We start from the raw sequence: 21,942 nt of genomic DNA, 5'->3' as shown, positions 1-21,942 counted from the left end.
GCAAGAAGGTATTTAGAAAAAGGGTCTTGTAACTACTTTTCTTTAATTTCACTATAGTATCTCGTGTTTGAGATGATCATGATGATGCCTAGAATAACAATACTGAAAATTTGTGATTCACCAGTCAGCATCGAATAGGCTATTAATAGTAGGATACCAACAAATATCCCGACTTGAGTGAGAGAAAATGTTTTATAAAGCGCTGTTGTCATAATATGACGTTCTCCTTCATCAGACGCCAGTAATAATTTGTCGGTATAATTTTTATCTGATGGTTGAGGCAGATTTCGTTCTGGATAAAGTTTATTTATCAGTTTTGTTGTTCGCGTAAGAAATATGATTGATACAATATAGACAATAAAAGAAAATAAGAGTACTGATAAATTAAAATAGGTGATTAGGGGTATCGCAAGGCTGACTAGCGACAATACAAACCCTATCACACCGTATATTTGAATTTCGTTGTGCTTGTTGTAGCGGTATTTATCATAGGAATCTTCATCCATATATTTTACATAATCTTTGGCCACTGTTAATAAGCGACGATACTGAAAGATTCCTAAAACAATCAAAAAAGCAGCAACTATTGTTGTTGTAATACTGACGCCTAAGTAGAAACGGTCAGTAGAAACATCTCCTCCGATGCTTCGCGCCGTGCTTGAAATGAGTAAACCAACGGCTGCTCCAATAATTAAATATAGAAACATTTTTAAAGTTTTTCTCATCTTATAATTCCTCCTCTTCAAAGATAAAGATATTTTCAATGGGTTCATTAAAAATTTTCGCCATGCGTTTAGCGATTAATAGCGAGGGAATATACTCTTCCCGTTCAATTAAGCTGATGGTTTGTCTGCTAACCTTAGCTCTTTTAGCGAGCTCTGTTTGATTGAGTCTTTGGCGTGCACGCAGCTCTCTGAGTCTAGTCTTCATACTGAGCACCTCCAACTTCAATGTAACACATATAAGTCATAATGACAAATAAATTTGTCAAAAAGAAATTTTTTTTAGTCAAAATAATACATAGAAAATGCTATGATTTTATTTGTTTATCAGATGAAATCTGAGATTTTTTTGTAAAATGCTGACAATGGTGTGTTTAACCAAGCTTTTTCAAAATTTATTTTACAAATAAGACAAAACCTTTTTTTTAAAACATAAAACGATTATAATAGGAAAAAGAAGAAAAAAGAGAAGAGGAAATTCTGTGCGAATTTTGTTTATAGGTGATGTGGTGGGTTCTTTAGGAAGAAAAACAATCACCGAATATTTGCCGAAGTTAAAAAAAGAATACGCTCCGCAGGTAACGATCGCTAATGGAGAAAATGCAGCTGGCGGTAAAGGAATTACTGAAAAGATTTATAAAAAATTTCTACAAGAAGGTATTGATGTTATCACCTTGGGGAATCATGCTTGGGATAATCGAGATATTTTTGAATTTATTTCTGAAGCAAAACGTATGATTAGACCTGCAAATTTTCCGGAACAAGCGCCAGGTAAGGGAATTGTTTTTGTTAAAGTTAATGATATCGAATTAGCAGTAATCAATCTACAAGGTCGTTCATTTATGACAGATATTGACGACCCATTTAAAAAAGCAGATGAACTTGTGAAGATAGCTGCTAAACGAACAAAATATATATTTGTTGACTTTCACGCGGAAACAACGAGTGAAAAACAAGCAATGGCTTGGTTTCTAGATGGTCGTGTTTCTGCTGTAGTTGGTACACATACACATGTCCAAACCAACGATGCACGTGTTTTGCCAAGAGGGACCGCTTATTTGACCGATGTGGGGATGACCGGACCTTATGATGCAATTTTAGGGATGAAAAAAGACCCTATTATCGAAAAGTTTATTACAGCTTTGCCTAAGCGATTTGAAGTGGTAGAACAAGGACGAAATATTTTATCCGCGTGTCTTGTTGAAATTGACCCAAGAAGTTGTACTGCTAAAAGTATTGAGCCTATCGTAATAAATGAAGACCGGCCATTTTTAGCGTAAACAGGAATAATAGAGGTGTAAGTTTTGAACCCTTTAAATAAAGAACCAGAAATCCAAGTAGCCCTTGAACAATTAGTTGATTTACTAGCTGAACATGACAGCATCCAAGAATTTCAAAAGGTTCAACAACGGGCTTTGCAAAATGAAAAACTACAAACTTTGGAGGAGCAAATAAAACAAGTACAAAAAGCGGCAGTGCAATTTGCTCATTATGATAAACCGGAAGCAAAAAAACAAGCGAATGCAGAAATTGACCGGTTGAAAAAAGAATACGAAGATCAGCCGCTAGTTATCAGTTATCGGCAGAAGCTTTTAGATGCAAATGAAATTTTGCATTATATTACCGACAACTTTGAAAAACGAGTAAATGATGCAATCGAGGAGGAAGACTTAAATGCCTCAAAAGACTAAAAACACACCAATGATGGAACAATATTTAAGCATCAAGGAGCAATACCGTGATGCCTTTTTATTTTATCGTTTGGGCGATTTCTATGAACTATTCTTTGATGATGCTTTAAAAGTAGCACAGTTACTGGAACTGACCTTGACCAGTCGAAATAAAAATGCTGAAGATCCTATTCCAATGTGCGGCGTGCCTTATCATGCAGCGACAAATTATATTGATATTCTCGTAGAACAGGGATATAAAGTGGCGATTTGTGAGCAAGTTGAAGATCCTAAAACGACCAAAGGTATGGTGAAAAGAGAAGTTATTCAATTAGTAACCCCTGGAACTTTGATGGAAGGAAAGGGCGTGAGTGCAAAAGAAAATAACTTTTTAACGGCCCTTGCTTTTGACAATCATCAATATGGCTTAAGTTATGTTGATTTAACGACTGGGGAATTATGCAGTACTACACTAGAAGATGAAGATAGTGTTTTGAATGAAGCTTCAGCCTTGCAGACAAAAGAGATTGTCTTAACTGATGATAAAATCCCGGATTCTTTGAAAGAAACTTTAAAAAACCGTTTGGGCGTGGTGTTTTCTACCCAAGAAGACGATCAGACAAATGCCGAACTTGAGTTTTTAACAGATGGGCTTTCTGTTGAGTTAGAAAAAAAAGTGACAAGTAAGTTATTACGTTATCTTTTGTTAACACAAAAACGCAGCTTAGATCATATACAAAAGGCACAAAGTTATGAAGTAGATCATTATTTAAAGATGGATCATTATTCTAAAGCGAATTTAGAGCTCAGTCAGTCTATCCGTACAGGAAAAAAACATGGCACGCTTTTGTGGCTTTTAGATGAAACTAAAACTGCAATGGGTGGCCGTTTGCTAAAACAATGGTTAGATCGTCCGTTGATTCAAAAAAGTGCGATTTTAAAACGACAGGATCAAGTAGCAAGTTTATTACAAGCTTTTTTTGAGCGAGAAGATTTAAAACAAGCACTGACGAAAGTTTATGATCTTGAACGTTTGGCTGGACGAGTGGCTTTTGGCAATGTGAATGGTCGAGATTTATTGCAATTAAAAACTTCATTAGAACAAGTGCCGGCGATTCGTAGCATTTTAGAAGGAATCGACCAAGGAGAATGGGTAGAAACGCTAAAAGGCATGGAACCTATGGAGGATTTAGTACAGCTGATAGAACAGGCGATCAATGAAGAAGCTCCGATTGCAGTTACTGAAGGCAATGTAATCAAAGACGGCTTTAATGAACAATTAGATAAGTATCGAGAAGCTATGCGTAATGGTAAACAATGGATCGCCGAACTTGAAGCAAAAGAACGTAACAAAACAGGAATAAAGAACTTAAAAGTTGGCTATAATCGAGTTTTTGGTTATTATATTGAAATTACTAGAGCCAATCTAGCTAATCTTGAAGAAGGAAGGTATGAACGTAAGCAAACATTAGCCAATGCGGAACGTTTTATTACCCCGGAACTAAAGGAATTAGAAAAACAGATTTTAGAAGCTGAAGAAAAATCTGTTGATTTAGAATACGAATTGTTTTTGGATGTAAGGAAAAAGGTTAAACAAGCAATTGACCGCCTGCAGTATTTAGCAAAAATGATCAGCACGACAGATGTATTGCAAAGTTTTGCTGTAATCAGCGAGCGTTATCAATATGTTCGACCAGAATTAAGCGATGATAAAACATTAGATATTGTAGAAGGACGTCATCCAGTAGTAGAAAAAGTATTGGGTGCCCAAGAATATATTCCCAACTCTATTCAAATGGATCAAGAAACATTGATATTGTTGATTACCGGACCTAATATGTCAGGGAAAAGTACTTACATGAGACAATTAGCTTTGACAGTGATTTTAGCTCAGATGGGTTGCTTTGTACCGGCACAGTCTGCTGTTATGCCGATTTTTGATCGTATTTTTACACGAATTGGGGCAAGCGATGATTTAATTGCAGGTCAAAGTACCTTTATGGTTGAAATGATGGAAGCTAACCAAGCTTTATCGCATGCGACAGCTAATAGTCTAGTCCTATTTGATGAATTAGGACGGGGGACAGCTACTTATGACGGTATGGCGTTAGCTCAAGCAATTATTGAATACATTCACCAACATGTGGGGGCTAAAACTTTATTTTCTACCCATTACCATGAACTAACTGTCTTGCAAGATGAATTAACTCAGTTGAAAAATATACATGTGGGTGCAGTTGAAAAAGACGGAGATTTAGTATTTTTGCATAAAATGATGGATGGACCGGCAGATAAAAGTTACGGAATCCATGTGGCAAAAATTGCTGGATTACCTGAAGAACTGTTAGATAGAGCAGATATTATTTTACAAGCTTTAGAAAAAGGGAAAACCTTGCAAAATCAGAATATTCCTAAAGAAGCTGAAGTTGTAGAAGAAAATATTGAGCAAAGTCAGCAGTTATCTTTATTTAATGAAGATAGCAAAACAGAGTCTAATGTTATCAAAGAATTACAATCCTTAGATGTTATGGATATGACACCGCTAGATGCATTAAATAAATTATATGAACTAAAGCAATCGGCCCAAGAATAGAAAGAAGGGAAAGTAATGACTCAAGTTTCGCATACCCAAAATGATGATGTCCCTTTGATAGAACAACGCTGATAGTAAAATAATGGTTCGCTTGACTTTTGTTCAAAGGATACAAAAAGAACTCCTTTTGTTTTATAATGGATTTAACGACAAATCTAAAAACAAGGAGTTCTTGCTCTTATGATACACTTAAAAAACATCAAAAATCAATTACCAAATGAAATGAACGCAATTTTTTCTGAACTGAACGTCCTGAAATGTTTACGACAAACCTCTATTTGTAAGCAAAAAGGCTATTCTCCCGCCATTATTTTTACTTTTCTTTTCAGTTTAGTGTTTAAGGGCAAGACCTTGAACCAAGTCCTCAGCGGACGTGAAGCAGATCAATATATGAAGAAAGATACCGTTTACCGTTTGATGAACGATCCGCACAATAATTGGCGTAGCTTTCTGCTTCGTTTTAGTGCTTCTGTGATCGAAAAGATCCATCGATTAACAGATCCAAGTACCCATCTACGTACGCTTGTTTTGGATGACTCAACGTTCTATCGAAATCGAAGTCAGAAAGTGCCTGGTTTGGCGCGCCTTTGGGATCATGCTTTACAAAAAGGTTATAAAGGCTATCGCATGCTAACTTTAGGCTTTTCTGATGGGTACTCTTTTATTCCTATTGATTTTGGATTGCTTTCAGGCAAAAACCAAGTCAATCAAAAACAAGCGGAAAGTGATCAAAGAACGAGTGGGGCAAAACGCTTCAAAGAAGCCCAACGATCTATGCCTGATGTGGCCATTGAGATGGTGCAAAGAGCCCTTGATCAAGGCGTTTACGCCAGTCATGTGTTAATGGATAAATGGTTTACCTCTCCTAAAATGATCGATCGTTTGCATGATTTAGGCATCCATACCCTAGGTATGGCAAAAAATGGCAAGACCCAATATTTTTATCAAAGACGTTTATATAAATTAAGCGAACTCTACCAAAAGTCAATAAAGGAATACTGTCAAGAAGCCATCATTTCCTCTATTATTGTTCAGCCAAGCAGCGGGAAGACCCCCGTCAAAATCGTTTTTGTCAAAAATCGGAATAACCAAAGTGCTTGGTTAGCCCTTATGACAGATGACCTGACTTTGTCATCCCAAGAAATCGTGAAGACGTACTCGGTTCGCTGGGACATAGAAACGTTCTTTAAAGTTTCCAAATCTCTCCTTCATTTGTCACAAGAAACCCAAACGCGCAATTATCAAGCCTTGATTTGTCATACCACCATTGTGTTCACGCGCTACATCTTATTAAGTTGGCAACAACGCTGTGCCAATGACGAGCGGACCTTAGGCGGCTTATTTTATGAACTTGCTGACCAAATAAAAGAACTTGACTGGTCGGTGGCTTTATTAGAACTAATGGACATTTTGCAAGCAGTCAGTGAAAAAGCGAGTCATAAACTACAAGACTTCATTGAAAGTCAACTGCAGCTCTGGATCGATACGCTGCCCAATTATATCAAGGCTTATCTACCGAATTTGGTGTGCGAAACTTGAGTAATGAGTGATAAAATCCTGGAATTATCCGAAAGACTCACCAATCAAATTGCTGCCGGAGAAGTTGTTGAGCGTCCAGCCTCAGTCGTCAAAGAGTTAATTGAAAATGCTATCGACGCAAATAGCACACAAATCAATATTTTATTAGAAGAGGCAGGGTTAAAAAAAATCCAAGTCATAGATAATGGAACAGGTATCAGCCCGGAAGATGCCGAGAGTGCTTTTAAACGTCATGCAACAAGTAAAATACATAGCCGTGACGACTTGTTTCGTATTCGTACGTTGGGTTTTCGTGGAGAAGCTTTACCTAGTATTGCTTCTGTATCAGAAATTACTTTTGAAACAGCGACTGAAAATGCCAGTCAAGGGACCTATCTTTATTTAAAAGGTGGAAAAATTGAAGAAAATCAACCTTCCGTATTAAGACAAGGTACTAAGATTATTGTAGAGAATCTTTTTTATAATACGCCTGCTCGGTTGAAATACGTTAAAACACTGCAGACAGAGTTAGCTCATATAGGAGATATCGTTAATCGTTTAGCTTTAAGTCATCCCAATGTCGCCTTTCATTTAGTACATGAGGGAAATCAAATGCTTTCGACTTCTGGAAACGGCGACTTAAAACAGACTATGGCAGGGATTTATGGTGTTCAGACTGCTAAGAAAATGAGAGAAATTCAAGCGGAAGATTTAGACTTTAAAATTCATGGTTACGTCACTTTGCCTGAAGTAACGCGAGCAACCCGTAATTATTTGTCCACAATTGTCAACGGACGTTATATTAAAAATTTTGCTTTAAATAAAGCGATTGTTAACGGCTATGGTTCTAAGTTAATGGTGGGTAGATTTCCGATTGCGGTCATTGAAATTGAGATGGATCCACTACTTGTCGATGTTAACGTTCATCCAACTAAGCAAGAAGTACGCTTGTCAAAAGAACAGGAATTAACAACTTTGTTGTCTAAAACAATTAACGAACGTTTAAGAGAAGAAAATCTTATCCCTAATGCAGCGGAAAATTTAGATTTTAATAAAAAGGTTAGCGAACAAGAAAAAGCACAACAATTATCCATGGATTTTGAAGAATCTACAAAGAATGAAAAAAAAGGATTAGCTTATGATAAGCAGACAGGCGATTTCTACGTAAATGAAACGGTTAATAAGCCTGTGGAAAACTTTGTGGATAAAGTTGGGGATGAAAGTGGAAAAGTTGAGGGCTTTTATGGAAATACATCGGAGGAAGCTGACATATCAACATTTTCCAGTCAAGAAAATGAACTTGATAGTGAAAATAGCTCTCTAGAAACTGTGGAAAAAGAACAAGCGTATCTGAAAAAAAACGCTCAGGAATCGATAGCGGATCATCCAGAATTTGATGTACATCAGAAAGAGAATCGTCGATTGATGGAAAAAATAATGACAGAGAAACCAACTGAAGAACGTTTTCCGCAATTGGACTATTTTGGACAGATGCATGGGACTTATTTATTTGCACAAAATACAGAAGGCTTATATATTATTGATCAACATGCGGCGCAAGAACGTATCAAGTATGAATACTTTCGCCGTCAGATTGGAGAAGTTTCCACAGACCTCCAAGAATTGTTGGTCCCCATTGTTCTTGATTACCCTAATGATGATGCTCTTCGTTTAAAAGAACAAGCTGATTTGTTAGAAGGCGTAGGGATTTATTTGGAGGAATTTGGTGCGAATAGTTTTATTGTTCGTTCTCATCCTACTTGGTATCCACAAGGGCAAGAGGAAGAAACAATCCGTGAAATGATCGATATGCTTTTGACGACAGGAGAAGTCAGTGTAAAGAAATTTCGAGAAAAATCTGCGATTATGATGAGTTGTAAACGATCGATTAAAGCAAATCATTATTTGAACGATTCGCAAGCACGGGCTTTATTAACTGATTTAGCGGCATGCGAAAATCCGTTCAATTGTCCCCATGGAAGACCTGTATTGATTCATTTTGATAATTACGATATGGAAAGAATGTTCAAACGTATTCAAGATCCACATTAATCTATAACTGTAAAAAATAGCTTATTTTATTAGGTAAGCTATTTTTTATCTTTTTAATAATAAAAAATAGAAATTTATAATTGACTTTCGTAAAAAAACGTAGTAAAGTATTCAACGTTGTCGAAAACAACACATTTGTTTTAGCTGAACTTTCGCTCAGGATATTTTTTATAAATGACTAAAATGTTGTTGACATGTAAAATATCGCTTGTTATAATAACGGAGTTGCAAATAAAACATAGTTGAAATTTTGTTATTGAAAGAATAAAGAAAATGTTTGACGATGTGTTGCTTAGATGATATAATAAATGAGCTAATGAAGCAACAAGCAGTAGACCTTTGAAAACTGAACAAAGCAAGCAAACGAACCAATGTGTCGGGCGCTTCTTTAAAAGAAGAAGCAACCAAGCAATAACGCGAACAACACGCGAGCAAAAAGTTGAAGAGCTAAGTACGATCAACGGTGTTGATCGATCAAATTCAAGATGAGAGTTTGATCCTGGCTCAGGACGAACGCTGGCGGCGTGCCTAATACATGCAAGTCGAACGCTGCTTAAGAAGAAGCTTCGGTTTTTTCTTAAGCGGAGTGGCGGACGGGTGAGTAACACGTGGGGAACCTATCCATCAGCGGGGGATAACACTTGGAAACAGGTGCTAATACCGCATATGGCTTTTTTTCACCTGAAAGAAAGCTCAAAGGCGCTTTACAGCGTCACTGATGGCTGGTCCCGCGGTGCATTAGCCAGTTGGTGAGGTAACGGCTCACCAAAGCAACGATGCATAGCCGACCTGAGAGGGTGATCGGCCACACTGGGACTGAGACACGGCCCAGACTCCTACGGGAGGCAGCAGTAGGGAATCTTCGGCAATGGACGCAAGTCTGACCGAGCAACGCCGCGTGAGTGAAGAAGGTTTTCGGATCGTAAAGCTCTGTTGTCAGCAAAGAACAGGAGAAAGAGGAAATGCTTTTTCCATGACGGTAGCTGACCAGAAAGCCACGGCTAACTACGTGCCAGCAGCCGCGGTAATACGTAGGTGGCAAGCGTTGTCCGGATTTATTGGGCGTAAAGCGAGCGCAGGCGGTGATTTAAGTCTGATGTGAAAGCCCCCAGCTCAACTGGGGAGGGTCATTGGAAACTGGATCACTTGAGTGCAGAAGAGGAGAGTGGAATTCCATGTGTAGCGGTGAAATGCGTAGATATATGGAGGAACACCAGTGGCGAAGGCGGCTCTCTGGTCTGTAACTGACGCTGAGGCTCGAAAGCGTGGGTAGCAAACAGGATTAGATACCCTGGTAGTCCACGCCGTAAACGATGAGTGCTAAGTGTTGGAGGGTTTCCGCCCTTCAGTGCTGCAGTTAACGCATTAAGCACTCCGCCTGGGGAGTACGACCGCAAGGTTGAAACTCAAAGGAATTGACGGGGGCCCGCACAAGCGGTGGAGCATGTGGTTTAATTCGAAGCAACGCGAAGAACCTTACCAGGTCTTGACATCCTTTGACCGCCCTAGAGATAGGGTTTCCCCTTCGGGGCAAAGTGACAGGTGGTGCATGGTTGTCGTCAGCTCGTGTCGTGAGATGTTGGGTTAAGTCCCGTAACGAGCGCAACCCTTATTGTTAGTTGCCAGCATTGAGTTGGGCACTCTAGCAAGACTGCCGGTGACAAACCGGAGGAAGGCGGGGATGACGTCAAATCATCATGCCCCTTATGACCTGGGCTACACACGTGCTACAATGGGAAGTACAACGAGCAAGCCAAGCCGCAAGGCCTAGCGAATCTCTGAAAGCTTCTCTCAGTTCGGATTGCAGGCTGCAACTCGCCTGCATGAAGCCGGAATCGCTAGTAATCGCGGATCAGCATGCCGCGGTGAATCCGTTCCCGGGCCTTGTACACACCGCCCGTCACACCACGAGAGTTTGTAACACCCAAAGTCGGTGCGGCAACCCTTAGGGGAGCCAGCCGCCTAAGGTGGGACGAATGATTGGGGTGAAGTCGTAACAAGGTAGCCGTATCGGAAGGTGCGGCTGGATCACCTCCTTTCTAAGGAAAAATACGGAAGGTCGACACATCGTTTGCGCTTTGTTCAGTTTTGAGAGGTTTACTCTCAAAATTTGGTTCTTTGAAAACTGGATAGAAAAACAACAATCAACACCAACCGAGAATCCGCGTTGAACACGTTTTTTAACGAAGTTTACGCACATGTTCGAAGGGCTTTGATCGCTCAAAGCAAGAACCTTCGAGAAACCCTTGACCGCAAGGTCAAGTCAGGTTAAGTAAGAAAGGGCGCACGGCGGATGCCTTGGCACTAGGAGCCGATGAAGGACGGGACCAACACCGATATGCTCTGGGGAGCTGTAAGTAAGCTTGGATCCAGAGATTTCCGAATGGGGAAACCTCGCATTTTTAATAGAATGCGGCTTGATCTGTGAATACATAGCAGGCAAGCGGAAGACGCAGTGAACTGAAACATCTTAGTAGCTGCAGGAAGAAAAAGAAAAATCGATTCCCTGAGTAGCGGCGAGCGAAACGGGAACAGCCCAAACCAGAATGCTTGCATTCTGGGGTTGTAGGACGTTTATACACGGACAGGACGGTTAGCCGAAGGCTTTGGGATAAGCCGCCGAAGCGGGTAAGAGCCCCGTAGGCGAAAACTGTCAGGTTCGTAAACGGATCCTGAGTACGACGGGACACGCGAAATGCCGTCGGAAACCGGGAGGACCATCTCCCAAGGCTAAATACTCCCTAGTGACCGATAGTGAACCAGTACCGTGAGGGAAAGGTGAAAAGCACCCCGGAAGGGGAGTGAAAGAGATCCTGAAACCGTGTGCTTACAAGGAGTTAGAGCCCGTTAATGGGTGATAGCGTGCCTTTTGCAGAATGAACCGGCGAGTTGCGCTGGCTGGCGAGGTTAAGTCTGAAAAGACGGAGCCGCAGCGAAAGCGAGTCTGAAATGGGCGTTGAGTCAGACGGCGCAGACCCGAAACCAGGTGATCTACCCATGTCCAGGTTGAAGGTGCGGTAAAACGCACTGGAGGACCGAACCCACGTACGTTGAAAAGTGCGGGGATGAGATGTGGGTAGCGGAGAAATTCCAAACGAACTTGGAGATAGCTGGTTCTCTCCGAAATAGCTTTAGGGCTAGCGTCAAGGAAGCAATGATGGAGGTAGAGCACTGTTTGGACGAGGGGCCCGTCTTGGGTTACCGAATCCAGATAAACTCCGAATGCCATTGATTGAGCCTTGGCAGTCAGACGGTGAGTGATAAGATCCATCGTCGAAAGGGAAACAGCCCAGACCACCAGCTAAGGCCCCTAAATGTATGTTAAGTGGAAAAGGAGGTGGGGTTGCTTAGACAACTAGGATGTTGGCTTAGAAGCAGCCATCATTGAAAGAGTGCGTAATAGCTCACTAGTCGAGTGACCCTGCGCCGAAAATGTACCGGGGCTAAACATACTGCCGAAGCTGTGGAAAACACCTTAGGTGTTTTGGTAGGAGAGCGTTCTAAGGGCGGTGAAGGTCGACTGAGAAGACGGCTGGAGCGCTTAGAAGTGAGAATGCCGGTATGAGTAGCGAAAGACAGGTGAGAATCCTGTCCACCGTAAGACGAAGGTTTCCTGGGAAGGCTCGTCCGCCCAGGGTTAGTCGGGACCTAAGCTGAGGCCGAAAGGCGTAAGCGATGGCCAACAGGTTGATATTCCTGTACCTGTTATCTTCATTTGAGTGATGGAGGGACGCAGGAGGCAAAAGAAAGCAGACGAATGGAAAGGTCTGTCCAAGCAGTAAATCGGAGAAAGAGTCAAAGGCTTTTTCTTGTCAACGACAAGCTGTGACGGGGAGGGAAATTTAAGTACCGAAGTTCTGGCGTCACACTGCCAAGAAAAACTTCTAGCAAGAAGGTAATGGCCCGTACCGCAAACCGACACAGGTCGTCGAGGAGAGTATCCTCAGGTGAGCGAGCGAACTCTCGTTAAGGAACTCGGCAAAATGACCCCGTAACTTCGGGAGAAGGGGTGCTGCTCTAACGAGCAGCCGCAGTGAATAGGCCCAAGCGACTGTTTATCAAAAACACAGGTCTCTGCAAAATCGTAAGATGACGTATAGGGGCTGACGCCTGCCCGGTGCTGGAAGGTTAAGAGGAGTGCTTAGCGTAAGCGAAGGTACGAATTGAAGCCCCAGTAAACGGCGGCCGTAACTATAACGGTCCTAAGGTAGCGAAATTCCTTGTCGGGTAAGTTCCGACCCGCACGAAAGGCGCAACGATTTGGGCACTGTCTCAACGAGAGACTCGGTGAAATTTTAGTACCTGTGAAAATGCAGGTTACCCGCGACAGGACGGAAAGACCCCATGGAGCTTTACTGTAATTTGATATTGGGTGTCTGTGATGCATGTACAGCATAGGTAGGAGCCGTAGAATTCGGGACGCGAGTCTCGAAGGAGGCATCCGTGGGATACTACCCTTGCATTATGGCCACTCTAACCCGCGCCACTGATCGTGGCGGGAGACAGTGTCAGATGGGCAGTTTGACTGGGGCGGTCGCCTCCTAAAAAGTAACGGAGGCGCCCCAAGGTTCCCTCAGAATGGTTGGAAATCATTCAAAGAGTGTAAAGGCAGAAGGGAGCTTGACTGTGAGAGCAACAACTCGAGCAGGGACGAAAGTCGGGCTTAGTGATCCGGTGGTTCCGCATGGAAGGGCCATCGCTCAACGGATAAAAGCTACCCTGGGGATAACAGGCTTATCTCCCCCAAGAGTCCACATCGACGGGGAGGTTTGGCACCTCGATGTCGGCTCGTCGCATCCTGGGGCTGTAGTCGGTCCCAAGGGTTGGGCTGTTCGCCCATTAAAGCGGCACGCGAGCTGGGTTCAGAACGTCGTGAGACAGTTCGGTCCCTATCCGTCGCGGGCGTAGGAAATTTGCGAGGCGCTGTCCTTAGTACGAGAGGACCGGGATGGACCTACCGCTGGTGGACCAGTTGTCGTGCCAACGGCATCGCTGGGTAGCTAAGTAGGGCAGGAATAAACGCTGAAAGCATCTAAGCGTGAAGTCCCCCTCAAGATGAGATTTCCCCTTTCTAAAAGAAAGTAAGATCCCTGAGAGAAGATCAGGTAGATAGGTTCGAAGTGGAAGACCCGTGAGGGTTGGAGCGGACGAATACTAATCGATCGAGGACTTAACCACAAAGGTTTGGATTTTCGGTGAAGCGAGAAGTTGTTTTTCATCCAGTTTTGAGGGAACCAAAAGGTTCACTCAACGTCAAGTTGTGTGGTGATGATGGCAAGAAGGAGACACCTGTTCCCATGCCGAACACAGTCGTTAAGCTTCTTAGCGCCAATTGTAGTGAGGGGCTTCCCCTTGTGAGAGTAGGACATCGCCACGCGAGATAAAGGTAAAGGATTCCAATCGCTGGAATCCTTTTTTTGTATTAAAAAAGCGTAATATTAGACAAATTGATTTAAACAAGAGAAAATGTATTTAAAGAGGGTGAGTAAATGTTTAAACAAACAAAAAATAATTTAAAAGGACAACTTTCTTCTACTGCCTATGCAGTGACACAAGAGAATGCGACAGAACGTCCTTTTTCAGGAGAATATGATGATTTTTATGAAAAAGGAATTTATGTTGACGTAGTAAGTGGAGAACCACTTTTTGCTTCAGCAAAAAAATATGATGCAGGGTGTGGCTGGCCATCCTTTTCTCAACCAATACCTGGCTCAAGCATACAGGAAAAGGCAGACTTTACTTTAGCCCAACCACGCACCGAAGTAAGAAGTGAACAAGCTGATTCACATTTGGGTCATGTTTTTAATGATGGTCCCAAAGAAGATGGTGGCTTGCGTTATTGTATTAATTCAGCTGCTTTATCATTTATTCCTCTAGCTGAAATGAAAGATAAGGGTTACAAAGATTACGTCCAATATGTTGAATAAAAATATTATTTATGATCGCTCCAATTTGGAGCGATTTTTTTATTAAGTCTTTAGACCGGGTTGAGCTCGCGTAGCGTGCGAAACAAAAAACCACCCGCTATGCGGGTGGAAAGGAAAAAGTTATACTAAAAAAATCTCTTCACTAGCGTTACAATGTAGTTGTTCAGGCTACATGGTAATGAAAGGAAGAGATTCAGTTGGCTAACAAAGCAAATAGTTTAGCCCATACAAAATGGTTATGCAAATACCATATTGTATTCACCCCCAAGTATAGAAGAAAAATTGTTTATAATCAATACAGAGCAAGTCTACAAGAGATTATCAAAAGATTGTGCAGTTATAAAGGTGTAGAAATCCTAGAAGGACATATGATGCCCGATCATGTTCACTTGCTCGTAAGTATACCACCGAAGATAAGTATTTCTAGCTTTATGGGGTATTTAAAAGGAAAAAGCGCCATGATGATGTTTGATAAACATGCCAATTTGAAGTACAAATTTGGGAATCGTCATTTTTGGGCAGAAGGTTATTATGTGAGCACAGTGGGTCTTAATGAGGCAACCATCAAGAAATATATTCAAGAGCAAGAAAAACATGATATGGCCTTAGATAAACTAAGTGTTCGAGAATATGCAGACCCTTTTAAGGGTTAGAGAGTGATAAAAACACCTCTTGAGAGGTAGCAAAAGCGACAAAACCAGTGTGGCTTGAACAAAGTGAAAGCCAGCGCCTTGAGACGCTGGCTAGTATTGGGGGCTTATAGCCCCAGAGCAAACCACCCTTTTGAAGGGTGGTTATGATTTTATATGGTTTTGTGTTATAATAAGGGAACATACGTGCAGAAAGGAAAAACTATGTACGAATATATTATCGGTAAATTAACAGAGATCCACCCAGCGTATATTGTTCTGGAAAATAATGGCGTTGGTTATCAAATTGCTGCAGGAAATCCTTATCAATATAGTAGTCAAGTTAATCAACAAGTGAAAATTTTTGTACATCAAGTCATTCGTGAAGATGCGCATACATTGTATGGTTTTAATACCCTTGAAGAAAAAAATCTATTTTTACGATTAATCAGTGTTTCTGGAATTGGGCCTAAAAGTGGTCTAGCAATTATGGCAAATGAAGATCATGAAGGTTTGATTGCAGCAATAGAATCTTCTGATATTAATTTTTTAACGAAGTTTCCGGGTGTGGGTAAAAAAACCGCCCAACAATTAATTTTGGATTTGCAAGGAAAGCTTGGCGAAGCACCAGCAACAAACCAAAATACAGACCAATCTTCCTTAGAAAATTCCGCTTTAGAAGAAGCTATGGAAGCTTTACAAGCGTTAGGTTATACTGAAAAGGAAGTTAAAAAGAGTTATAAGTCGTTAAAAGAAGAAGAGGCAATGACGACAGATGAATATTTGAGAAAAGCCTTGAAGATAATGATGAAGAAGTAATTAGCGTTTATTTGAATGAAAGGAGGGTCTTGTATGGCAGAACGGATGGGATCACCAAACGCAAGTCAGGAAGAAGAACTTTATGAAAAATCATTACGTCCCCAGTTATTATCACAATATATTGGGCAAGATAAGGTAAAAGAAGAGTTGAAGATCTATATTCAAGCGGCTAAAAATAGAGAAGAAGCGCTTGATCATGTCCTGTTATATGGCCCACCTGGTTTAGGAAAAACTACGATGGCAATGGTGATCGCCAATGAAATGCAAGTACATATACGTACAACAAGTGGCCCCTCTATTGAAAAACCGGGAGATTTAATTGCTACATTGAATGAATTAGAACCTGGTGATGTATTATTTATAGATGAAATCCACCGGCTACCAAGAGTTGCTGAGGAGATGTTATACTCTGCCATGGAAGATTTCTATGTTGATATCATGGTGGGGCAAGGTACAACAAGTCATCCGGTGCATTTTCCTTTACCACCTTTTACTTTAATTGGTGCTACAACTAGAGCGGGTATGCTCTCAGCTCCTTTAAGAGATCGCTTTGGAATTATTTCTCATATGGAGTATTATGAGGAAAAAGACTTAAAAGAAATTGTTTTACGTTCGTCCTCTGTTTTTCAAACAGAAATTGTTCATGAAGGGGCTATAGAAATTGCCCGTCGCTCTCGTGGTACTCCTCGCGTTGCTAATCGTTTACTAAAAAGAATTCGCGATTTTGCGCAAGTGCAAGCTGATGGCGTGATTGATCAAAAAATAGCGGATAAAGCTTTATCTTTGTTACAGGTGGACAATGAAGGACTAGATTATATTGATCAAAAGTTAATCAAGACGATGATTGAATTATATGAAGGTGGGCCGGTTGGTTTAAATACATTATCGGTAAACATTGGAGAAGAACGGGAAACTGTAGAAGATATGTATGAACCATTTTTAATTCAAAAAGGATTTTTAAAACGTACGCCGCGAGGAAGAGTTGCTACAGCTCGTTCTTATGAACATTTCCAATATCCTTATCAAGATAAATTTGTATAAGAGATAAAATAAAGGAGAAATTTATGCAAAAAGTTTTATTTGTCTGTTTAGGAAATATTTGTCGCTCGCCTATGGCAGAGGGATTAATGAAACAATATAGCAAAGCAAGAGGACACATATTACCCATTGATTCAGCAGGGACTAGTAGTTGGGAACAGGGGAATTTACCGCATCCCGGAACGCAAGCGATTTTAAAACGTGAAGGCGTCGATTTTTCTTCAATGCGTTCACGTCCGATAACGGATGAAGATTATTATGTATTTGATTGGATTATTGGAATGGATCATCAGAATGTAGCTGATTTAATTGCTCGGGCACCACAAGGAACAGCGAATAAGGTTCATTTATATATGGAAGTTGTTAACGGAAAACAAAAGCAAGAAATTCCAGATCCATGGTACTCGGGTCAATTTGAAAAGACGTATCAAATGTTAATGGAAGGTATGAAGCCATGGTTAAATCGGTTTAAAGAAGGGTCTTAAGGACAAGAAAGGAAGATAGGGTATGGAAAAAAAGCCTAAAGTTTTAAATAAACTGGGAAAATTTATCCAACTATATTCTGCCACATTATTAGATACTTTTTTAAGTGATGACCATGATAAACGTGTGGAAAAAGAAAAACTAGCTTATATCCAGTTAAAATTACAGGAAGCCAAGGTACAAAATAGTTTATTAGTACTCCAATTAAAAACGGAAAAAGTTGATAAATTTGAAGTACTAGTCGGATGGGTCGTTGGAAAAACGATAAATAAAGACCAAATTGCAATAAAGTTAAGAAATAATTCGCAATTAACTCGTATGATCTCATTGGACAGGATTGATAAAATCAGTATTTTAACGCCAACCGGAGAGAACGTGAAATTTGCAAGATAAATGGATGATTATCTAATTTATATTTTTTAATAACATTTTATCATAAAATCTTCACAACTATTCTTTACACTATAATCATAGTTGCAGATAAACTTAAACAACTTTTTCACTTTTCATTTAACTCCGATCCCGTTGGTTAAACGCCAACGGGGATTTTTTTATAAAAAAATCCCCCACCAAAAAGTTGATGGGGGAAAATAGATCATTTGTTAAGTCAAGCATGCTTGTTTTTATTGATTGCATACCAGATTAGACTGATAATAAAACCGATGAATGCTGGTAAAACCCAACCCATGCCGATTGCAAATAGTGGGAAATATTGTTCGCCTAATTGGATAAGTGTTTGAGCAAATCCTGTTTGACTTACAACGGCTGGTGCAGCATTTAAACCGTCAATAATGGAAGCCACTAAGGTAAATAAAGTAGTAATTTGATATACACGAGGATCGTTATTAAATAGTCGGCCGATAATGGCTAGGATAATCAATGTCATTGCTAAAGGATATAAAAACATCAAGACAGGTGTAGCTAGTTCTATGATTTTTGTTAAACCAACGTTAGCAAATAAACAAGCCATTGCACTAACTAGTATAGTAAAAAACATGTAATTTCCTTTAGGGAATAGCGCTGAAAAGGTTTCGGAAAATGAGGTGATCAAACCGATTCCTGTTTTTAAACAAGCAACAATAACGATCAACGCTAAGATAATGCTACCATAAGTCCCTAAGTAATGTTGCGAAAGTTGTGCTAAAGCAACACCACCGTTTTCACTAACAGAAAATCCTCCTAGACTCATCGTTCCCATGTAAGACAAAAGACTGTAAATAATTCCCATCAATATGATACTAATAGTACCGGATTTTATCGTATCTACTGCAACTGTCGAGGGTTCTTTGATACCCCGGTTTTTTATTGCTTCTATAATTAGAATCCCGAAAGCTAATGAAGCTAATGCGTCTAAGGTATTATAACCTTCGATAAAACCACCTGAAAAGGCACCGCTCTGGTAACTAGCTTGTACTGGAGCGTTAGCAACGTCTCCTAAGGGATTAGCAAATGCTAATAGTAGTAAAATTGCAAGTAAGACTAAAAAGACTGGGTTTAAAAACTTACCAACATAATCTAAAATTTTTGAAGGCTTTCTGGAAAACCACCAAGCCGTTATGAAAAACAAAATACTAAAAACTGCTAATACTAGACCTTGCTGGTCATTTGGGATATGAGGGGCAATCCCAATTTCATAAGAAGTCGTAGCTAAACGCGGTAGCGCAAAGAAAGGACCGATGACCAAATAAAGCAAAATAGTAAAGATATAAGCATAAGGCTTATTGACTCTTGAGGATAATTCAAACACACCGCTACTTTGTGAAACCCCCATTGCAATAACTCCTAAAAAAGGTAAACCAACACCTGTAACTAACAAACCTAAGTTAGCAGCAGTGACATTTGCGCCTGCTTCCTGGCCCAAATGAACGGGGAAAATCAAATTTCCTGCACCAAAAAACAAGCCGAAAAGCATGGAACCAATGGTTAAATAATCTCTAAATGATAGCTTTTTTTCCATATAAACCAACTTCTTTCACGTTTTATAACTAACAACTTAACAAAATCAACAAGAAATAGCAATTAGAAAAGAAGAAATTTTTTTTATTTTCTAAATTATTTGTTTACAAAAAAGAATTGAAACATTAGTATTTTCCGCACTACTGCAGATTTTTGTCTCAATTCTTTTTTGTTATTTATGAACGAATTCGTTTTAAGAATTCTTGTGTTCGTGCTTCTTTTGGATGATCAAATAACTCTGTCGGCGCTCCTTCTTCGGCGATAAGGCCTTGATCCATGAAAATCACTCGATCGGAAACATCTCTAGCAAAACTCATTTCGTGCGTAACAATGACCATAGTCAGTCCAGTCTCTGCTAGATCCTGGATCGTTTTTAATACTTCACCGATCATTTCTGGGTCAAGAGCCGATGTTGGTTCATCGAAAAGCAAGACATCTGGGTTCATACAAAGAGCACGAGCGATGGCTACTCTTTGCATTTGTCCGCCAGATAATTGAGCTGGTTTAGCAGAAACAAATTGGTCCATTCCAACATTTTTTAAATGTTTTAACGCAATCTCTTTTGCTTCTTCAGGCTTTCTTTTTAAAACCGTCGTTTGTCCGGTTGTACAATTTTCTAATACATCCATGTTGGCAAATAGATTAAAGGATTGAAAGACCATGCCTAAATGCGTACGATATTTTGGTAGATTATATCCTTTTTCTAACACATTTTCGTCTTTGTAAAGGATTTGTCCATCTGTTGGTTTTTCCAATAAATTGATGCAACGTAATAAGGTGGATTTTCCAGAACCGGAAGAACCAATAATGGTTAAAACTTGTCCTTTATTTACCGTCGTTGAAATGTCTTTTAATACTTCATTTTCGCCAAAATTCTTTTTTAAGTGTTTAAGTTCGATAATCGCTGACATGTGTGACCTCCTATTCGTGACCTGTGGTGCTTTCTTCTACTTTTGTATAGGAATTGGGACTGTCCATTTTCTTTTCCATAAGACGTAATAACCCGGTAGCTGCTAGGGTCATAACCAAATAAATTGCGCCTACGATGGTAAAGGTTTGGAAAAACAGTAAATTTGTTCCAGCGGCAGCTGAACCTTGGAAGAAAAGATCCCCTACACTAATAACACTTAGTACTGCTGTATCTTTGATATTAATGACGGATTCATTGCCGATTGCTGGTAAAATATTTCGAATTGCTTGTGGCAAAATAACTTTGCGCATGGTTTGTCCATGGGTCATGCCAATTGCTTGAGCGGCCTCGAATTGTCCATCATCGACTGCAAAAATCCCACCACGTACAATTTCAGACATATAAGCCCCCGTATTAACAGATACGATCAATAAAGCCGCTACTGTTCGGTTCATATCAATTGAAAATAGTAGGGCGACCCCATAAAAGATAACCATTGCTTGTACCATCATAGGCGTACCACGAAAGATCTCTATATAGATACGTAAAATACCATTGGCAATTTTTTGCAATACAGCTAAAAGAGGACTTTCCGAATCAGGTAAAGACCGAAAAACACCTATTAATAAGCCGATTATTGTTCCGGCAATTGTCGAGAAAACCGCGATGAGCAGTGTCATACCAGCACCCTTTAAGAAAAGCGTACCGTATTGTGAAATAATATCGCCAAATGTCGCAAACAATCCACCACTAGATTCCTCCTCATCATCACTATCACTTGAAGATGAAGGTTGGTTTTCTACTGCCTGATCCATAATTTGGGTTCGCTCATCCTGAGAAATTCCACTTAAAATGTCGTTTACAGTGGACACATCAGGATCACCTTTACGCAAACCAACAGCTACCTGAACATCTTCAGGCGCGGTTTCAAAGCCTTCTCCTTCATCAAAATCGATCATGGTCAAATCGTCATTTACATTGGTTGCAGTAATCCCTTCAGGGCGTTCACTCACATAGCCGTCAATAATTCCTGAAGATAAAGCGACACGCATGGCAGAAAAATCATCTTGTGCTTGTTGTTTGTCTACACCGGGAATTTGATCAATAACAGAGTAATGAAAGGTATTTAGTTGAGCAGTGATTTTTGCACCATTTAAATCATCGAGTGATTTTGCGTCGGCATATTCACTATCTTTACGAGTTACAGTAACCAAATCTGATTCATAATATGGATCAGTAAAGTCAATTTCTTCCCGTCGCTCTTTTGTAGGTGACATACCAGCGACAATGCCATCAATTTTTCCAGATTTTAAAGCGGGAACTAAACCATCCCATTCGATCGGGACAACAACTAATTCCTTATCCATTCCTTCAGCGATTTTTTTAGCCATTTGGACATCATAACCACCTGCGTAGGAACTCGAATCACCGCTTTTAGGCACGGCTTCATTTTCATCGCTGGTTTGCGTCCAATTAAAAGGCGCATAGGATGTTTCCATTCCTACTCTAAATTGATCGTCAGGCGTTTTTTCATCTGCATCTGCAGTAATTGTACCTGCAAACAACACCATAAATAAAGAAACTAATAATAGCCAATAATTTTTCCTCATACTTTCATTCCCCCT

17 protein-coding genes and 3 rRNA genes are annotated in these 21,942 nt (G+C 40.2%); 15 read left to right on the top strand and 5 right to left on the bottom strand.

Annotation, left to right across the window (positions count from 1 at the left end):
* Positions 1–32: 32 nt before the first annotated feature.
* Positions 33–725, bottom strand: a complete 693-nt coding sequence (locus tag C7K42_RS11885; protein ID WP_061840997.1) for a DUF3169 family protein — start codon at positions 723–725, stop codon at positions 33–35.
* Position 726: 1 nt separating this feature from the next.
* Positions 727–930, bottom strand: coding sequence for a helix-turn-helix transcriptional regulator (locus C7K42_RS11880; protein WP_014125564.1), 204 nt, complete (start codon positions 928–930; stop codon positions 727–729).
* Between the two features lie 274 nt (positions 931–1,204).
* Between C7K42_RS11880 and C7K42_RS11875 the strand changes: the two genes are divergently transcribed.
* The 15 genes from C7K42_RS11875 to C7K42_RS11810 all read left to right on the top strand — a co-directional run bounded on the left by C7K42_RS11875 (position 1,205) and on the right by C7K42_RS11810 (position 17,844).
* Positions 1,205–2,002 carry a TIGR00282 family metallophosphoesterase gene (locus C7K42_RS11875; RefSeq protein ID WP_061840998.1) on the top strand — a complete coding sequence of 266 codons (798 nt, stop codon included), beginning with the start codon at positions 1,205–1,207 and terminating at the stop codon, positions 2,000–2,002.
* Positions 2,003–2,026: 24 nt separating this feature from the next.
* The gene (locus C7K42_RS11870; protein WP_061840999.1) at positions 2,027–2,413 is read left to right on the top strand and encodes a YlbF/YmcA family competence regulator; all 387 of its coding nucleotides are present in this window, start codon (positions 2,027–2,029) and stop codon (positions 2,411–2,413) included.
* On the top strand, positions 2,397–4,985 hold the full coding sequence (gene mutS / locus C7K42_RS11865; protein ID WP_094243202.1) for a DNA mismatch repair protein MutS: 2,589 nt from the start codon (positions 2,397–2,399) through the stop codon (positions 4,983–4,985). The genes C7K42_RS11870 and mutS overlap by 17 nt, the downstream gene beginning before the upstream one ends.
* Positions 4,986–5,165: 180 nt before the next feature.
* Positions 5,166–6,524 carry an IS4 family transposase gene (locus tag C7K42_RS11860; protein ID WP_124175371.1) on the top strand — a complete coding sequence of 453 codons (1,359 nt, stop codon included), beginning with the start codon at positions 5,166–5,168 and terminating at the stop codon, positions 6,522–6,524.
* Between the two features lie 3 nt (positions 6,525–6,527).
* Positions 6,528–8,555: a DNA mismatch repair endonuclease MutL gene (gene mutL / locus C7K42_RS11855; protein ID WP_069029254.1), complete on the top strand. Its 2,028-nt coding sequence runs from the start codon at positions 6,528–6,530 to the stop codon at positions 8,553–8,555.
* Positions 8,556–8,894: 339 nt separating this feature from the next.
* On the top strand, positions 8,895–9,044 hold the full coding sequence (locus C7K42_RS12910; protein ID WP_155982965.1) for a hypothetical protein: 150 nt from the start codon (positions 8,895–8,897) through the stop codon (positions 9,042–9,044).
* Positions 9,037–10,594: ribosomal RNA gene (locus C7K42_RS11850) — 16S ribosomal RNA — on the top strand. Before C7K42_RS12910 ends, C7K42_RS11850 begins: the two co-directional genes overlap by 8 nt.
* Before the next feature lie 227 nt (positions 10,595–10,821).
* Positions 10,822–13,733, top strand: a 23S ribosomal RNA gene (locus C7K42_RS11845).
* A gap of 83 nt (positions 13,734–13,816) precedes the next feature.
* A 5S ribosomal RNA gene (gene rrf, locus C7K42_RS11840) occupies positions 13,817–13,932 on the top strand.
* The 16S, 23S and 5S rRNA genes sit together here, the layout of an rRNA operon.
* Positions 13,933–14,044: 112 nt before the next feature.
* Entirely contained in the window at positions 14,045–14,482 is a 438-nt protein-coding gene (gene msrB / locus C7K42_RS11835; RefSeq protein WP_014125559.1) for a peptide-methionine (R)-S-oxide reductase MsrB, read from the top strand.
* Positions 14,483–14,679: 197 nt separating this feature from the next.
* Positions 14,680–15,135, top strand: a complete 456-nt coding sequence (gene tnpA, locus C7K42_RS11830) for an IS200/IS605 family transposase (protein ID WP_014124664.1) — start codon at positions 14,680–14,682, stop codon at positions 15,133–15,135.
* Between the two features lie 201 nt (positions 15,136–15,336).
* A complete protein-coding gene (gene ruvA / locus C7K42_RS11825) occupies positions 15,337–15,930 on the top strand; it encodes a Holliday junction branch migration protein RuvA (protein ID WP_103099736.1) in 594 nt (197 codons plus the stop codon).
* 33 nt (positions 15,931–15,963) lie between these two features.
* Positions 15,964–16,971, top strand: coding sequence for a Holliday junction branch migration DNA helicase RuvB (gene ruvB, locus C7K42_RS11820; protein WP_014125557.1), 1,008 nt, complete (start codon positions 15,964–15,966; stop codon positions 16,969–16,971).
* Between the two features lie 23 nt (positions 16,972–16,994).
* On the top strand, positions 16,995–17,453 hold the full coding sequence (locus C7K42_RS11815; protein WP_014125556.1) for a low molecular weight protein-tyrosine-phosphatase: 459 nt from the start codon (positions 16,995–16,997) through the stop codon (positions 17,451–17,453).
* A 22-nt stretch (positions 17,454–17,475) separates the two neighbouring features.
* Positions 17,476–17,844: a hypothetical protein gene (locus C7K42_RS11810; RefSeq protein ID WP_014125555.1), complete on the top strand. Its 369-nt coding sequence runs from the start codon at positions 17,476–17,478 to the stop codon at positions 17,842–17,844.
* A 214-nt stretch (positions 17,845–18,058) separates the two neighbouring features.
* Here the strand turns inward: C7K42_RS11810 and brnQ are convergent, their stop codons facing one another.
* From brnQ to C7K42_RS11795, 3 genes are all read right to left on the bottom strand, one after another.
* On the bottom strand, positions 18,059–19,408 hold the full coding sequence (brnQ, locus tag C7K42_RS11805; protein ID WP_103092072.1) for a branched-chain amino acid transport system II carrier protein: 1,350 nt from the start codon (positions 19,406–19,408) through the stop codon (positions 18,059–18,061).
* A 175-nt stretch (positions 19,409–19,583) separates the two neighbouring features.
* Positions 19,584–20,318, bottom strand: a complete 735-nt coding sequence (locus C7K42_RS11800) for an amino acid ABC transporter ATP-binding protein (protein ID WP_014125553.1) — start codon at positions 20,316–20,318, stop codon at positions 19,584–19,586.
* 10 nt (positions 20,319–20,328) lie between these two features.
* Positions 20,329–21,927, bottom strand: a complete 1,599-nt coding sequence (locus C7K42_RS11795) for an ABC transporter permease subunit (RefSeq protein ID WP_014125552.1) — start codon at positions 21,925–21,927, stop codon at positions 20,329–20,331.
* Positions 21,928–21,942: the final 15 nt, after the last annotated feature.

It is taken from the genome of Tetragenococcus halophilus subsp. halophilus DSM 20339 (genome assembly GCF_003841405.1).
Lineage (GTDB): Bacteria > Bacillota > Bacilli > Lactobacillales > Enterococcaceae > Tetragenococcus > Tetragenococcus halophilus.
Note: the sequence above shows the minus strand (reverse complement) of the source record. Positions and strands in the feature narration are given on the sequence as shown.

Excerpts from the sequence above, each read along its gene's own strand:
- C7K42_RS11885 (WP_061840997.1), bottom strand. The coding sequence starts at position 725 with ATGAGAAAAACTTTAAAAATGTTTCTATATTTAATTATTGGAGCAGCC.
- C7K42_RS11880 (WP_014125564.1), bottom strand. The coding sequence starts at position 930 with ATGAAGACTAGACTCAGAGAGCTGCGTGCACGCCAAAGACTCAATCAA.
- mutS (WP_094243202.1), top strand. The coding sequence starts at position 2,397 with ATGCCTCAAAAGACTAAAAACACACCAATGATGGAACAATATTTAAGC.
- C7K42_RS11860 (WP_124175371.1), top strand. The coding sequence starts at position 5,166 with ATGATACACTTAAAAAACATCAAAAATCAATTACCAAATGAAATGAAC.
- mutL (WP_069029254.1), top strand. The coding sequence starts at position 6,528 with ATGAGTGATAAAATCCTGGAATTATCCGAAAGACTCACCAATCAAATT.
- msrB (WP_014125559.1), top strand. The coding sequence starts at position 14,045 with ATGTTTAAACAAACAAAAAATAATTTAAAAGGACAACTTTCTTCTACT.
- ruvA (WP_103099736.1), top strand. The coding sequence starts at position 15,337 with ATGTACGAATATATTATCGGTAAATTAACAGAGATCCACCCAGCGTAT.
- ruvB (WP_014125557.1), top strand. The coding sequence starts at position 15,964 with ATGGCAGAACGGATGGGATCACCAAACGCAAGTCAGGAAGAAGAACTT.
- C7K42_RS11815 (WP_014125556.1), top strand. The coding sequence starts at position 16,995 with ATGCAAAAAGTTTTATTTGTCTGTTTAGGAAATATTTGTCGCTCGCCT.
- C7K42_RS11810 (WP_014125555.1), top strand. The coding sequence starts at position 17,476 with ATGGAAAAAAAGCCTAAAGTTTTAAATAAACTGGGAAAATTTATCCAA.
- brnQ (WP_103092072.1), bottom strand. The coding sequence starts at position 19,408 with ATGGAAAAAAAGCTATCATTTAGAGATTATTTAACCATTGGTTCCATG.
- C7K42_RS11800 (WP_014125553.1), bottom strand. The coding sequence starts at position 20,318 with ATGTCAGCGATTATCGAACTTAAACACTTAAAAAAGAATTTTGGCGAA.
- C7K42_RS11795 (WP_014125552.1), bottom strand. The coding sequence starts at position 21,927 with ATGAGGAAAAATTATTGGCTATTATTAGTTTCTTTATTTATGGTGTTG.